The organism is Brenneria sp. L3-3C-1 (assembly GCF_016456245.1).
Classification (GTDB): Bacteria; Pseudomonadota; Gammaproteobacteria; order Enterobacterales; family Enterobacteriaceae; genus Brenneria.
In genome coordinates this window covers 98,433-112,960 of the sequence record NZ_JAEMHF010000002.1, presented here as the reverse complement: position 1 = coordinate 112,960, position 14,528 = coordinate 98,433, and the positions used below count along the sequence as shown (strand labels likewise).

At 40.6% G+C, this 14,528-nt stretch carries 14 protein-coding genes; all 14 read left to right on the top strand.

The genetic code is table 11. The annotated features are described in order from the left end of the window. Positions 1-5: 5 nt before the first annotated feature. The 14 genes from JG725_RS06955 to JG725_RS06890 all read left to right on the top strand — a co-directional run bounded on the left by JG725_RS06955 (position 6) and on the right by JG725_RS06890 (position 14,507). The gene (locus tag JG725_RS06955) at positions 6-440 is read left to right on the top strand and encodes a protein tyrosine phosphatase (RefSeq protein WP_199377369.1); all 435 of its coding nucleotides are present in this window, start codon (positions 6-8) and stop codon (positions 438-440) included. 21 nt (positions 441-461) lie between these two features. After that, the gene (wzc, locus tag JG725_RS06950; RefSeq protein WP_199377367.1) at positions 462-2,636 is read left to right on the top strand and encodes a tyrosine-protein kinase Wzc; all 2,175 of its coding nucleotides are present in this window, start codon (positions 462-464) and stop codon (positions 2,634-2,636) included. Between the two features lie 76 nt (positions 2,637-2,712). After that, a complete protein-coding gene (rfbB, locus tag JG725_RS06945) occupies positions 2,713-3,783 on the top strand; it encodes a dTDP-glucose 4,6-dehydratase (RefSeq protein WP_199377727.1) in 1,071 nt (356 codons plus the stop codon). Continuing rightward, positions 3,783-4,655, top strand: a complete 873-nt coding sequence (gene rfbA, locus JG725_RS06940; RefSeq protein ID WP_172289905.1) for a glucose-1-phosphate thymidylyltransferase RfbA — start codon at positions 3,783-3,785, stop codon at positions 4,653-4,655. Before rfbB ends, rfbA begins: the two co-directional genes overlap by 1 nt. An 11-nt stretch (positions 4,656-4,666) precedes the next feature. Continuing rightward, positions 4,667-5,539: a dTDP-4-dehydrorhamnose reductase gene (gene rfbD, locus JG725_RS06935; protein ID WP_199377365.1), complete on the top strand. Its 873-nt coding sequence runs from the start codon at positions 4,667-4,669 to the stop codon at positions 5,537-5,539. Positions 5,540-5,548: 9 nt separating this feature from the next. Beyond that, entirely contained in the window at positions 5,549-6,094 is a 546-nt protein-coding gene (gene rfbC / locus JG725_RS06930) for a dTDP-4-dehydrorhamnose 3,5-epimerase (RefSeq protein ID WP_172289906.1), read from the top strand. 47 nt (positions 6,095-6,141) lie between these two features. Beyond that, positions 6,142-7,758, top strand: coding sequence for an aldolase catalytic domain-containing protein (locus tag JG725_RS06925; RefSeq protein WP_199377363.1), 1,617 nt, complete (start codon positions 6,142-6,144; stop codon positions 7,756-7,758). Next, positions 7,742-8,395 carry an HAD family hydrolase gene (locus tag JG725_RS06920; protein WP_199377361.1) on the top strand — a complete coding sequence of 218 codons (654 nt, stop codon included), beginning with the start codon at positions 7,742-7,744 and terminating at the stop codon, positions 8,393-8,395. The genes JG725_RS06925 and JG725_RS06920 overlap by 17 nt, the downstream gene beginning before the upstream one ends. A 3-nt stretch (positions 8,396-8,398) precedes the next feature. After that, positions 8,399-9,127, top strand: coding sequence for a 3-deoxy-manno-octulosonate cytidylyltransferase (locus JG725_RS06915; RefSeq protein ID WP_199377359.1), 729 nt, complete (start codon positions 8,399-8,401; stop codon positions 9,125-9,127). A gap of 89 nt (positions 9,128-9,216) precedes the next feature. Further along, on the top strand, positions 9,217-10,443 hold the full coding sequence (locus tag JG725_RS06910) for an oligosaccharide flippase family protein (protein WP_199377357.1): 1,227 nt from the start codon (positions 9,217-9,219) through the stop codon (positions 10,441-10,443). A 30-nt stretch (positions 10,444-10,473) separates the two neighbouring features. Then, positions 10,474-11,733, top strand: a complete 1,260-nt coding sequence (locus JG725_RS06905; RefSeq protein WP_199377355.1) for a hypothetical protein — start codon at positions 10,474-10,476, stop codon at positions 11,731-11,733. Between the two features lie 13 nt (positions 11,734-11,746). Next, on the top strand, positions 11,747-12,394 hold the full coding sequence (locus tag JG725_RS06900; protein ID WP_172289912.1) for an acyltransferase: 648 nt from the start codon (positions 11,747-11,749) through the stop codon (positions 12,392-12,394). A 2-nt stretch (positions 12,395-12,396) separates the two neighbouring features. Continuing rightward, complete coding sequence (locus tag JG725_RS06895) at positions 12,397-13,527, top strand: NAD(P)-dependent oxidoreductase (RefSeq protein ID WP_172289913.1); 1,131 nt, start codon at positions 12,397-12,399, stop codon at positions 13,525-13,527. After that, positions 13,524-14,507: a hypothetical protein gene (locus JG725_RS06890; protein ID WP_199377353.1), complete on the top strand. Its 984-nt coding sequence runs from the start codon at positions 13,524-13,526 to the stop codon at positions 14,505-14,507. Before JG725_RS06895 ends, JG725_RS06890 begins: the two co-directional genes overlap by 4 nt. Positions 14,508-14,528 lie beyond the last annotated feature (21 nt).

Genomic DNA, 14,528 nt, shown 5'->3' with positions numbered 1-14,528 from the left:
TAACAATGTTTGAGTCTATTTTAGTGGTCTGTGTGGGCAATATCTGCCGCTCCCCCACCGGGGAGCGGTTGTTAAAACAGGCGTTACCCGCGAAACAGATTGCATCAGCTGGATTGGGGGCGTTGGTAGGCAAACCGGCAGAGGCGACTGCAACAGATGTGGCAAGCCAACATGGTCTTTCGCTTGAAGGGCATTGCGCTCAGCAACTGACTTCTGCTTTATGCCGTCAGTACGATCTGATTTTGGTGATGGAAAAAGGCCATATCGATGCTGTTTGCCGAATTGCGCCAGAGGTTCGCGGTAAAACCATGCTATTCGGCCACTGGCTGAATCAACAGGAAATTGCCGACCCTTATCGTAAAAGCCGCGAAGCGTTTGAATTCGTCTATTCACAACTTGAGCAATCTGCCCAGAAATGGGTGCAAGCATTAAGCCGTTAAGTTAACAAGTCAGGGAAACCCATGGCAGAGAAAATTTCAGTAAAAGCATCTGAAACGAATTCGGATGAGATTGATTTAGGGCGTTTATTGGGAACATTGCTGGATAATAAATGGCTGATAATCGGAGTAACAGCGGTATTTGCTATTGTTGGTATCTTTTATGTCTCTTTAGCTACGCCAATTTATAAAGCAGATGCGCTTATACAGGTAGAACAGAGTTCTGGTAACTCCTTACTTAATGATCTTTCAAACATGCTTCCTGAGGCTAAGCCTCAATCTGCCGCAGAAATAGAGCTGATTAAATCTCGTATGGTAATTGGACAAACTATAAGAGATTTATCACTGGATACAGTCGTTCAACAAAAGTATTTTCCTATTATTGGGAAAGGTCTTGCCAGAATATTTGAGATTGAACCTGGGAAAATAGCTGTTTCCAGGTTAGACGTCCCTAGTGCTTGGCAAGATGAAAATATCGAATTAAAAGTATTAGATTCAAAGAATTATGAAGTAAATACGAGTGGTGGCGTTAAATTCTCTGGCGTAGTAGGGCGTATTGAGAATAATAACGGCATTACGCTTCTTGTTAGCGATATTAATGCATCAGAAGGTACTGTTTTTATAATTAAAAAACAGAGTGAACTGGCTGCTATTAATAACCTTTTAGGTAGTTTTGCCGTAGAAGATAAAGGTAAGAGTACGGGGGTTTTACAGTTAAGTTTGGAAGGTGAAGACCCTGCAACGACTAATAAAATTCTGAATAGCATCAGCCAGAATTATTTCAAACAAAATGTTGAAAGAAAGTCTGAAGAAGCTGGAAAGAGCTTGGAGTTTTTAGAAGAGCAATTGCCAAGTGTTCGGGCTTCATTGACCGAAGCTGAAAATAAGCTAAATGGTTTTCGTCAGCAAAATGAGTCTGTTGATTTATCGTTAGAGGCCAAAGCCGTATTAGATACTATGGTGGCTGTCGAATCACAGCTAAATGAACTGACCTTTAAAGAGGCTGAAATCTCCAAGCTGTATACCAAAGAGCACCCGGCTTATCGGGCCTTGATGGAAAAACGAGTTACGCTTGAGCAAGAGCGCGATAAGTTAAACAAGCGCGTAAGCGGAATGCCAAAAACCCAACAGGAAATATTGCGGTTAACACGAGATGTAGAGGCTGGGCAAGAAGTTTATATGCAACTTCTTAATAAACAACAGGAACTTAGTATAAATAAAGCAAGCACTGTTGGGTACGTAAGAATTATAGATACATCTGTTACACAGCCTAAACCAGTTAAACCAAGAAAAACATTGTTGGTGCTGTTGAGTATTATTCTTGGTGGTATTGTCTCTATCTCGTTTGTTGCCGTTAGAACAATGTTGCATAAAGGAATTGAAAGCCCGGAACAACTGGAAGAGCTAGGTATTAACGTTTACGCCAGCGTTCCGCTTTCCGAATGGCAGCAGAAAAAAGACAGAGAGCTATTTGTTCGTAATAAGAACAAGAAAATTAACGCCCGTTCGAATGAGTTGCTAGCTGTCGGTAATCCAACGGATTTGGCTATTGAAGCTATCCGTAGCTTACGCACCAGCTTGCATTTCGCAATGATGGAAGCGAAAAACAATGTATTGATGATTTCCGGCGCCAGTCCGGCGATTGGTAAAACCTTCGTTAGTGCCAACCTGGGGGCGGTTATTGCGCAATCAGGACAGAAAGTTTTGATTGTCGACTGTGATATGCGTAAAGGGTATGCTCATGAATTAATGGGAACTGATGGTGGTAACGGTTTATCCAATATTTTATCTGGGCAAGTAATTACAGAAAAAACAGTTCGAAAAACGGCGGTAGAAAATATGGATTTTATCCCAAGAGGACAAATTCCGCCTAATCCTTCTGAGTTGCTGATGCATAGCCGTTTCCCTGAATTTATAAAATGGGCTGGAGAGAACTACAATATTGTGTTACTTGATACACCGCCTATATTAGCGGTAACTGATGCTGCTATTATTAGCCGTCATGCCGGAACCTCACTATTAGTTGCTCGCTTTGAGCTGAATACATTAAAAGAGATTGAGGTGAGTATTCGTCGCTTTGAGCAAAATGGTGCAGAGATTAAAGGTGTGATTCTGAACGCAATTGTAAAACGCGCAGCCAGTTACTATGGTTATGGTAATTATCATTATTATACATACGATTATAAATCTGATAAATAATTGCTTATCTCTTTAATTACCTTGCTGGTCATATATCGGCAAGGTACTATTCTTGTTCTTTTAACACAAAGGGCTAATAGTGAAAATATTAATTACTGGTGGTGCCGGATTTATTGGTTCGGCAGTCGTTCGCCATATTATTAAAAATACTAACGACTCAGTTATCAATATCGATAAATTAACTTATGCTGGAAATTTAGAATCAGTTAATAAAGTTAGTGATTCCGAACGGTATATTTTTGAAAAAATCGATATTTGTAATCGTACAGAATTAGATCGTGTTTTTATACAATATCAGCCGGATGCTGTGATGCATCTGGCGGCTGAGAGTCATGTTGATCGTTCAATCGATGGGCCGTCCGCGTTTATCGAAACCAATATTGTAGGCACGTATACATTATTGGAATCTGCGCGGCAATATTGGAATCAGCTCTCCGACGAGAAAAAAGCACAATTTCGTTTTCATCATATATCAACCGATGAGGTCTACGGGGATCTGCATGGTAAGGACGATTTATTTACTGAGTTGACGCCTTATTCACCAAGTAGCCCCTATTCCGCATCAAAGGCTTCAAGCGACCATCTGGTGCGTGCATGGTATCGAACGTATGGATTACCAACACTGATTACTAATTGCTCGAATAACTATGGCCCCTTCCATTTTCCGGAAAAACTGATCCCGCTGATTATTCTGAATGCGCTGGAAGGCAAAACGTTACCGGTTTATGGCGATGGTAAACAAATTCGTGACTGGTTGTATGTTGAAGATCATGCAAGAGCGCTTTATACCGTAGTGACTACCGGAGTTATCGGCGAGACCTACAATATTGGCGGACATAATGAAAAAGCTAATATTGAGGTGGTTGAGAAAATATGTTCCCTACTTGAAGAGTTAGCGCCAAATAAGCCAGCGAATGTCGGTGCTTATAAGGATTTAATTACTTACGTCAAGGATCGTCCTGGGCATGATGCGCGCTATGCAATCGATGCAAGTAAAATAGCCAATGAGCTAGACTGGCGGCCTCAGGAGACTTTTGATTCAGGAATAAAGAAAACGGTTGAGTGGTATTTGAATAATAAAGAATGGTGGAGCCGGGTTCTAGACGGATCGTATAGCCGGGAACGTTTGGGTACGGGAGAGAAATAATGAAAGGTATTATTTTAGCGGGTGGTTCTGGAACGCGCCTTTATCCGATCACGCTCGGTGTATCAAAGCAATTATTACCGGTTTATGATAAGCCGATGATTTATTATCCCTTGTCAACGCTTATGCTGGCAGGTATCCGTGATGTGTTAATTATTACGACACCAGAGGATAGTACGGCATTTCATCGCTTATTAGGCGATGGCAGCAAATACGGTATTAATATTGAATATGCTATTCAACCGAGTCCTGATGGTTTGGCGCAAGCCTTTATTATCGGAGAATCATTTATCGGCAATGATAACTGTTGTCTGGTGCTGGGTGATAATATTTTCTACGGACAGTCATTCTCGCGAACGCTGGCTCAGGCAGCAAGCAGGGAGTGCGGCGCGACAGTATTTGGTTATCGTGTAAAAGACCCTGAACGTTTTGGCGTGGTTGAATTCGACGCAGATAATAAAGTTCTTTCAATTGAAGAGAAGCCGCTAAAACCGAAATCAAGCTGGGCTGTAACGGGACTTTATTTCTACGATAATCAAGTTATTGATTTTGCGAAGGCTGTTAAACCGTCAAGTCGAGGTGAATTAGAGATTACCGCGGTCAATCAAATGTATCTGGATGATGGTAGCCTTAATGTCGAATTGCTGGGGCGCGGATTTGCCTGGCTGGATTCAGGGACTCATGAAAGTTTGCATGAGGCATCCTCTTTTGTCGAAACCATTGAGCATGTTCAAGGGCTGAAAGTTGCTTGTCTGGAAGAAATCGCCTGGCGCAACGGCTGGCTGAATGATAATGAGCTTGCCGTTTTAGCCGAGCCTATGCTGAAAAATGACTATGGCCGTTATTTAATATCGCTGCTTAAACCAACTGTTTGAGATAAATGATGATGAGAATATTGATTACGGGTGCTCATGGACAAGTAGGAAGCCGTCTGGTTGAGCGTTTGCAAGGCTGTACGGAATTGCTTGCAGTCGATCGGGACGTTCTGGATATTACCGATCGTAAAGCGGTATTTCAGTCCGTCGCTACATTTAAGCCGGACGTAATTATTAATGCTGCCGCCCATACCGCAGTTGATAAAGCAGAACAGGAAATAGATTTATCTTATAAAATCAATCGAGACGGGCCGCAATTTCTGGCTGAGGCCGCGGAGGAAAACGGAGCGGCAATATTACATATATCAACCGATTATGTTTTCAATGGTGACAGCGACGAGCCTTACGTTGAATCGGATCCTATCGATCCGCAAAGCGTTTACGGTAAAAGTAAACATGCCGGCGAGGTTGCCGTCGCGCAGGCCTGTGAGCGACATATTATTCTGAGAACGGCCTGGGTCTTTGGCGAGGATGGTCATAATTTTGTAAAAACCATGCTTCGTCTGGGTAAGGATCGTGATTCACTCGGTATTGTCGCCGATCAGTTTGGCGGCCCGACTTACGCTGGCGATATCGCCGACGCCTTAATTATAATTGCAAAAAAAATCCACGCTCAAAAAACAACCCACTGGGGTATATATCATTTCAGCGGCGTACCTTATGTCAGCTGGTTTGAATTTGCTGAGAAAATATTCGATATCGCGGTAGAAAAAAACATATTGGAAAGAAAGCCCGAACTCAATGCGCTAAAAACAGAACAGTATCCCACGCCTGCAAAGCGACCGCACTTTTCAAAATTGAACTGCTGTAAAATAAATCAATTCTTTGATATTCATCCCAGCGACTGGAAAAAAGCACTTGAGAATATTCAACTGTATAAATAAGTGATAACCATGAAAATAATCGATACTAAAATTCCTGCTGTAAAAATTATCGAACCTACTGTTTTTGGCGACGATCGCGGTTTTTTTTATGAAAGTTTCAACCAGAAAAATTTCGAAGAAGCCATTGGATATTCTATAAACTTTGTTCAGGACAACCATTCAAAATCATCCAAAGGCGTATTACGCGGCTTGCATTATCAATTGGCCCCGCACGCACAGGATAAACTGGTTAGATGTGTTGTTGGCGAGGTGTTCGATGTTGCGGTCGATATAAGAAAGTCTTCTCCCACTTTTGGGCAGTGGGTAGGGGTCCATCTTTCCGCAGAAAATAAACGACAGTTCTGGATCCCGGCCGGTTTTGCTCATGGGTTCCTGACATTGAGCGAAACAGCAGAGTTTCTTTATAAAACGACCAATTACTATGCGCCGATAAGTGACCGCGGCGTTTTATGGAATGATGAAAGTATTGGTATCGAGTGGCCGCTGGATATACAGCCGTTACTTTCAGAGAAGGACAAGAATGCGAAAAGACTGTCTGAAGCAGATGTGTTTTAAGGCGGACTTATCGAATTACAAACTTATTCTTAAAAGAGGTAATGGGAATGAAAATTCTGGACTGTACTCTACGTGACGGTGGCTACTACAACAATTGGGATTTCGATTTTGAGGTCGTCAATGCATATTTGGCAGCGGTTGCCGCAGCTAAGATTGATTATGTCGAACTGGGATTGCGTAACTTTCCTCAAAATGGTTTTTTAGGGCCTTTTGCTTACACGACAGAAAGTTTGGTCAACCGTCTGGTTCTGCCAGAGGGGCCGGTTTATGGTGTCATGATTGATGCTAAAACGGTTCTTTCTGCAAATATGCCGGTAGAAGAGGCGATTAATAAATTATTTGTCGATAAGACTGAAAGTAAAATCAGTTTAGTGCGTATTGCCGCCCACTTTCATGAAGTTGAGCAATCGGGAGCAATCGCCAAGGCATTGAAGCAAAAAGGCTATAAAGTCGGATTCAATCTGATGCAATCTGGCGGCAAGCCCAGTGAAGTTATTTCTGAGAAAGCCCGGCAGGCTGTAGCATGGAACTGTCTTGATGTGCTTTATTTTGCTGACTCTTTAGGCAATATGGATACCAAAGAGGTTCAGCGAATTATTCAGGCGCTGAGAATTCACTGGGAAGGCGAGCTAGGTATTCATACGCACAATAACATGGCCAAAGCCCTTGATAACACGTTAATGGCCTACGAAGATGGCGTTACCTGGCTGGATGTTACTGTAACAGGTATGGGGCGTGGGGCAGGTAACGCGCAGACTGAAAACCTGCTAACCGTATTGAGTAAGTCCGGATCGCCTTATAACCCGGCTCCCGTTTACGATCTGGTGGTCAGGCATTTTGACAAGATGCAGAAGGCATATGGTTGGGGAAGTAATTTTCTCTATTTCATCGGAGCGCAGAACAATGTGCATCCAACGTATGTGCAGAACCTGTTATCCAATGAGCGCTATGGGCCTGATGAAATTGTCGGCGCAATAGATTACCTCAGTAAGGCGCAGGCCTCCTCCTACAGCGGTAAGGTATTAGAACAGGCTTTAAAACTTAACGATCAAGATAGCGATACTGTTGCAGGCGGCGATGATTTGAGCGGGCGGTTCGCCAATCGTGAGGTACTGATTATTGGTAGCGGCGACAGTGTGTTGCGCTATAAGAACGGCATTATCGATTATATTGTCGAGCATCAGCCAATTGTGCTATCCATCAATGTGAATAAGAATATCCCGGCAGAGTACGTCAGTTATTATATTATTTCTCATAACACCAAGTTTTTGGCAGATAAAAACAAGTATAGCAGTCTGACGAAGCCGTTAATTCTTCCCAAGCATCGTTTTAATAATGACGAATTGTCCTACCTGAGTCCGAAAACGGAAATTTTTGACTATGGTCTCAGAGTAGAGGCCGAAAAATATGCAGTAGAAAAAAGTTATTGCATAATCCCCTCTGAGTTGACCATCGGTTACGCGATTTCCGCAGCGTTAGCCGCAAATTCATCATCCATAAGGCTGGTGGGATTTGATGGCTATGAAAAAGGTGATGACAGGCAACAGGAAATGGTGGATCTGATCATTAGGATTAATGAGTATCAAGAGAAGAAAGAGATCATCTCATTAACGCCTACGTCCTATCCGCTTAAAAAAGGTTCGATTTATGCGCCTCTCGTCTGATCATGATGTATATATCTTTGATTGTGACGGCGTTATCCTTGATTCAAACCAGCTAAAACTGGATGCGATGAAAAAAGCACTGGGTTCTTACCCAGTGCATCGGGTCAATGAGTGTATCGATTATTTTTCTCAAAATTTCGGTCGCTCCCGTTACCTTCATATTGAGCATTTTCTAAAAAATATTTTATTATGCTCAAAGGAACAATATCAGCAGCAGTACGATAATATTCTTTACCGTTATGCGGATTTTTGTAAAAAACTCTATAAAGAAGCAAAACTCAATACAGGATTTATTGAATTTATAACGGCTATTAAAGAAGATAAGTATGTGGCCAGCGGTTCCGATGAACAGGAACTGCGGGATGTATTTTCTGCGAGGAGCCTGGATAGCTATTTTTCAGGAATATTTGGTTCTCCAGAGTCGAAAGCTAATAATATAAAAAAAATTCTTGAACGAGGTTATCGAAACGGCATTATGTTTGGTGATGCATTAGGGGATTTAACTGCGGCTAAGGAAAATAAAATTGATTTTATGTTTGTTTCGGGGTTATCTACGGCAGCAAATTTAGTGAGATCATCGGCAAGTTTTACCGGTCATGAGATAAAGGACTTTACTCATTTAGAAATAATTAGGTGATATATGAATTATGCCATAGTGATACCAGCAAGATATCAATCGACCCGTTTACCTGGTAAGCCACTTATCGAGTTGAATGGTGTGCCGATGATAAAACGCGTCTGGCAGCGTTGCTGCCTGGCTGTTGAAGCCGGTAGGGTGTACATCGCGACCGATGATGAAAAAATTCTGGATTTTTGTTTAACATTTACTCCAAATGTTATTATGACGTCTCGTGAATGCAAGACGGGAACGGATCGTGTCCATGAAGCGTGTCAGAAAATCGGCAATCTGGATTTTGTCGTCAACGTTCAGGGCGATGAACCTATCATTAATCCAGACGATATTAAAACCATCATTGACGAATGCTTGCGTAAGCCGGATTCCATTGTTAATGGCATGGCTCCAATTACGGATCCTTCCGAATATGAAAGTAAAACCATCCCGAAGGTTGTTTTCCGTCCTGATGGACGCTTGATGTACATGAGCCGTGCCGCGATTCCTTCCAGTAAGACTGGTGTATTTAACAAATCCTGGAAGCAGATTTGTATTTATGGTTTTCCGATCAAGGCGTTGCAGGATTTTTCTTCATGTGAAGAAAAAACCCCCTTTGAAAATGAGGAAGATATCGAGATATTGCGTTTTCTGGAACTGGGATATGACGTCAATATGGTTAGCCTCCATGGCAATAGTCTGGCAATCGATACGCCTGAGGATGTTGAAAAAGTATTAAAAATTATGAACGTTGACTAATTCATTGATTATTTTTAAATGGGCTTTTTGGTTAAAAATAAGCCCATTTTTTTAAAATTATCTGAAAATATATAATTAAAAGACCATTCATGAAACCAATTCATCCAAAGCTAAACCTTTTTTTTAATATTCTGGCAACTATTATTACTCAAGCCAGCTCAATTGTTGTCGGCGTTATATTAACGCCGTTGTTAATCAATAGATTAAGCAAAGATGAATATGGATTGTATGTGTCAGGTGTCTCACTCTCCAGCTTTGCTTTCGTGATTGTTGATTTAGGGATGGCTCTATATTTAATAAAGGAAGTCTCGGAACATCGTGAAGACCCTAAATATGTAGGAAAATTGTTATCAGCCTCCTTTTTAATAAAAATACCGATATTGCTATTGAGCCTTGCTATTTTTGTGCTGTTGGCACCCCCACACCACTTTTTCAGTTATGCCGTACCTTTCTGGCTTTTCCTGGTGGCGACATCGTTACAGCCGAACTGGCTATTTCAAGGTATCGAAGCCCTTAAAATTATTACTTTTGCTACCGTGCTCAGTAAACTGGTTATGCTTGCTGTTATCTATTTCTTCGTTCACAGCTCTGCCGAGTTTTACCTGGTTACTTATACGCTAGGCCTCTCTTCCATCGTCTGTATGATTTTTTCACTTATATATAGCAAATGGCGGGGATACGGATTTACCTTGTGTCATTATGCGGATATGACGTTTTTGTTGAAAAATGCGATGGGATTTTATGCGCCGCGAGTCATGGTGGCGATGTACACGCAGGCGTCGGTCTTTATTGTTTCACGTGTTGCAGGAACCAGTGAAGCTGCCGTTTATGCTGTGGCGGATCAGTTTTATAAACTCGGACAAATGGCTATTGCTGCGGTAACACAGGCCTTTTATCCTTTTATGGTTTTTAGAAAAGATGTCCGTTTTTTATTAATGACTTGTAGTGCGCTTATGGTTGTTGCATTTATCGCTTGTGCCTTACTTTGGGGATGGGTGGATGATGTTATTTATTGGTACGTTGGCGAAGGATTTGAAACGGCAGTTATTCTGGTGAAAATATTTATGATTGCCTGTTTGTTTATCGTGCCTTCGTCATTTTTGGGATTTCCTCTTTTAGGCAGTCTGGGATTTCATCGAGTCGCTAATCAAACTCTTATGATTGGTGCTTCTTTTTACTCTATAGGCTTAGCCGTACTCTATGTTACAGGACACGTTATGGCGCTATACATCGCGTTATTAACGTTACTTGCCGAAGTGACTGTTTTCTTACTGCGCGCGTATAAATCTTTTTATCTCCTCAAAAAAAACAAATAGTATTTGGCTATTCCTAATAGAGGTATTCTGGTGGAAGACTTTTTCTTAAAATATAAAGAATGTAAAGGGAAACTATCTTTTAATTACAGAGGGTATCCCTTACATAAAATTATTTCTGTGGAGTTGGCATCTATTATTTATGGTAAAAAGGTATTTAATTATTGGGATATAACCCGATTTTTTTCCTCGCGAGATGTTGAACTACCTGTAGGGCAGGAAAAACCTTTCTTTTTGTATTCTATGGGGGGGTATGGCCGTGATGATTATTATTCACTGTTAAATTATGTTCGTGAACAGGTTCCAGGCCCCCTTATTGATCTTAATCACAATAAAAAAAGGATAAAGGTCAATTTAATTAACATCATCAAAGCAATACGATTTGTTTTCTCGAGAGTTGATGGGATTTCTTTTAAGGATAAAATACTTATTTCATCTTTCTTCTCCTATTTAATGAACTACATCGATACATTAGAAAAAAAAAGAGTGGATATGCCAGAAGCTTATATCGCTTTTTGTAGTTCACATATGGATGAAGGGGTTTTAGATACCTTTTTTAAAAATAAGAATATCCGCACTTACACCCTACAACATGGCTTGTATTTTATTTGTGATAATAAAAATATAGATATGATTGCATACGAAAATATTATTTCTGATCGGCTGTTATGCTGGGGGGAATATACAAAAAACGAATTTTCTCGTTATGGTGTACCACGTGAGCAAATGTTAGTTGCCGGTTATCCTAATGAGACTAAAAAATTGGGTAAAAGAACATTACAAGGCAAGCCCTGTATTTTAGTTCTATTGTCTAGATACACCTTTCACGCTAATAACATGAAAATGTTAAAACTGTTATCATCGCTGAAGTTGCAGGATCCGGAAATTAAAATTGATGTAAAGATGCACCCGTCTTTGCAGATCAATGATTATAATGAGATCTTTGAAAAATATGGATTTTCTTTATGTGCTTCAGGCACGATAAAGTCTTTGCTGGAATCAGATAAGTATCACATGACGATTTCGTACAACAGTACGGCCTATTATGATAGCTATATGAATAACTGTGCAAGCTTACGATATATTGATGAAGATGCTGATGATAGTATTAACGTCATGGATGATGGTTTCGATGATGAATTATCATTGATGACTAAAATTAGTAAAGTAAAGTCTGAAATCTGCACTGAAGATTTCTGGGTTGAGGTTGAGTCAAGGCTGAAATATATTACTGGTTATAATATTAATAATTATAAAATATCGATAACCAATACTTTAAATAATAAACATTAAATTGAGCTCACTAGTGAATAAGATATTTAGAAAGATAAAAAATTTCAGTAATATGCCTTTTTCAAGAAAATTACAGTTTTTTTATCTTTTGTCTCGAAAATATTATACCTATCTCTTCTATCGCCCCAGAATGAAATCGTGTGGTAGTCATCTCATTGTTTTTAAACCTATATTTTGGACTCCGGAATATGTTTCATCTGGAAGTAATGTTTTAATATGGCATCACGCTCGAATAGAAGGTATCAGCCAATATGGCGATAAGGTCTTTTCCCCTGAGATAACATTTGGAGATAGGGTGAGTATTCAGCAGCGATGTCACATTATTGCGGCAGGAAATCTGAATATCGGCGATGATGTTACGATCTCAATCGACGTGATGATTAATGACACGGAACATGAATATAGAGATATTGATGTTAATGTATTAGAACAACCCTTAATACACAATCCTATCAGTATTGGTTCACGTTGCTTCCTCGGGGCAGGGGCACGTATTCTGGCTGGAACAACATTGGGCGATCACTGTATTGTCGGCGCTAATTCGGTTGTTAAAGGACATTTCCCTTCAGGATGTGTTATCGCTGGGATACCAGCAAGAATAATTAAAAAATATGATCCGGTAACCCAGTCATGGTTATCTGTTGAAAAAAACAAGGAGTAAATATGTCAAATCATAATGTTCTTATTTCCGGGGGAGCGGGTTTTATCGGTTCTAACCTGGCGCTTGCGCTGATTAAAAAAGGATGGAACGTCACAGTTTTAGATAATTTATCCCCCCAGATTCATGGCGATCATTCACCGCTGTATGAAAGTATTAAAGATAAAGTTACCTTTATTCATGGCGATGTGCGTTCAAAAGATGACTGGCAGAAAGCTCTGAAAGGTCAAAATTGCGTGGTTCATCTGGCAGCGGAAACCGGTACAGGTCAATCTATGTACCAGATTCAGCAATATACCGATGTTAACGTCGGAGGCACCGGGATCTTTTTGGATCTGCTCGCGAATGAACCGCATGAGGTTTCAAAAATCGTTGTTGCATCTTCGCGAGCAATCTACGGTGAAGGCCGTTATGCTTGTGATGAGTGCGGTGAGGTTTATCCGGAGTCTCGGCATGCCGATGATATGGAGAAGGGCGATTTTGAAGTGAAATGCCCGGTATGCGCGCGTAATGTTGAAATGCTGACTACGCACGAAGATAGCAAAATTCATCCTTCTTCAATCTATGGCATTACAAAACAAACTCAAGAGCAGCTTGTTTTGGCCGCGGGCAAGGCGCTGAATATTCCTGCCGTCGCTTTCCGCTATCAAAATGTTTACGGTCCGGGACAATCGCTATCAAATCCTTATACCGGGATACTTTCTATTTTCTCGACCCGAATTCGTAATGGTAACGATATCTTCATTTTCGAAGACGGAAAGGAAAGCCGTGATTTTGTTTATATTGATGACGTGGTGAATGCCACGATTGCCGGCATTGAAAATCCAGTTGCAGCGGGGCACGTTTTTAATGTTGGCGCCGGTGTATCAACCAGCGTTACGCATGTTGCAAATACCCTGGTTCAGGCCTATGGCTCGACTGCGGCAGTAAAAACAACTGGTAATTTTCGCGTGGGCGATATCCGGCATAATATTGCCGATCTTAATAAAATCAAAGCGGTGCTGGATTTTACGCCATCGGTGAGCTTTGAACAAGGTATCAGGAAATTTGTCGATTGGGTAATGACACAAGAAACCCAGGTGGATAGCTATGAAACCAGTATCCAGGAAATGAAAGAGAAAGGGTTGTATAAATGAGTTTTACAGGACGTAAAATACTGTTTATTGGTATCGGTTTTTACGATTATGAAACGGTGATCGTAAATAGAATTACTGCAAGAGGGGGAGAAGTCATGTCATGTACCGATCGCCCTGCATTGCTACGGGAAAGGCCCTGGGGAGGGCTTCTTTCTCGAGTGTCGTTACTAAAAAAATACCTGCAAAAAAAGCATGAGAAACGTATTATCTCCCTTGCTAAAAAGAACACCTACGATCAGGTATTTTTCATAAAAGCAGTGGATTGCAGTAGTGAATTTATCGGAGAATTAAGAGAAGCCCTTCCAGACAGTGAATTTATTCTTTATGAATGGGATTCATTGGAAAGATTCCCTGTAGTGTTTGATAGATTGGCATGGTTTAATCGAGTATTGTCTTTTGATCGACAGGACGCGTTTCACTATCCTTCGATTAATTTTCGGCCTTTGTTTTATCGACAGGCTAATGAAAGTGCACAAGTACTGCCGAAGTATGATCTCGTGTTTATCGGTTTGTTACATTCTTCACGCTTACCCTGTGTGAGAAAAGTACAAAAGATGATTGATGAACAAGGGCTATCAATGTACGTCTATCTGACAACCAATCTGGTTACCTGGCTCAAGCTTTGGTTTAAAGGACAGGCAAAAAATGTCTATATAAAACAATTGTCTTATGAAGAAGTTGTTGATATTAATAACCAGTCACGAGGTGTATTGGATCTTCCTCACCCAGATCAGACGGGGTTAACCATGAGATCAATAGAGTCTTTAGGTTTTGATAAGAAACTCATTACCACTGGGAAAGATATTGTTAATTATGACTTTTTTAACGATGAGAATATCAAAATAATAGATATGGATTTACCGAATATTGATTTTTCTTTTCTAAGTACTCCTTATGTTCCTGTAATGGAAAATATTAAATCCAGATACTCTTTGGATAAATGGTTGGATGATGTTTTTTTTAATGGTGCCGATTGTTGATTTTTTCAGGGTGTTTGACTG

Excerpts from the sequence above, each read along its gene's own strand:
- rfbA (WP_172289905.1), top strand. The coding sequence starts at position 3,783 with ATGAAAGGTATTATTTTAGCGGGTGGTTCTGGAACGCGCCTTTATCCG.
- JG725_RS06910 (WP_199377357.1), top strand. The coding sequence starts at position 9,217 with ATGAAACCAATTCATCCAAAGCTAAACCTTTTTTTTAATATTCTGGCA.
- JG725_RS06920 (WP_199377361.1), top strand. The coding sequence starts at position 7,742 with ATGCGCCTCTCGTCTGATCATGATGTATATATCTTTGATTGTGACGGC.
- JG725_RS06890 (WP_199377353.1), top strand. The coding sequence starts at position 13,524 with ATGAGTTTTACAGGACGTAAAATACTGTTTATTGGTATCGGTTTTTAC.
- JG725_RS06925 (WP_199377363.1), top strand. The coding sequence starts at position 6,142 with ATGAAAATTCTGGACTGTACTCTACGTGACGGTGGCTACTACAACAAT.
- JG725_RS06895 (WP_172289913.1), top strand. The coding sequence starts at position 12,397 with ATGTCAAATCATAATGTTCTTATTTCCGGGGGAGCGGGTTTTATCGGT.
- wzc (WP_199377367.1), top strand. The coding sequence starts at position 462 with ATGGCAGAGAAAATTTCAGTAAAAGCATCTGAAACGAATTCGGATGAG.
- rfbD (WP_199377365.1), top strand. The coding sequence starts at position 4,667 with ATGAGAATATTGATTACGGGTGCTCATGGACAAGTAGGAAGCCGTCTG.
- JG725_RS06955 (WP_199377369.1), top strand. The coding sequence starts at position 6 with ATGTTTGAGTCTATTTTAGTGGTCTGTGTGGGCAATATCTGCCGCTCC.
- JG725_RS06915 (WP_199377359.1), top strand. The coding sequence starts at position 8,399 with ATGAATTATGCCATAGTGATACCAGCAAGATATCAATCGACCCGTTTA.
- rfbC (WP_172289906.1), top strand. The coding sequence starts at position 5,549 with ATGAAAATAATCGATACTAAAATTCCTGCTGTAAAAATTATCGAACCT.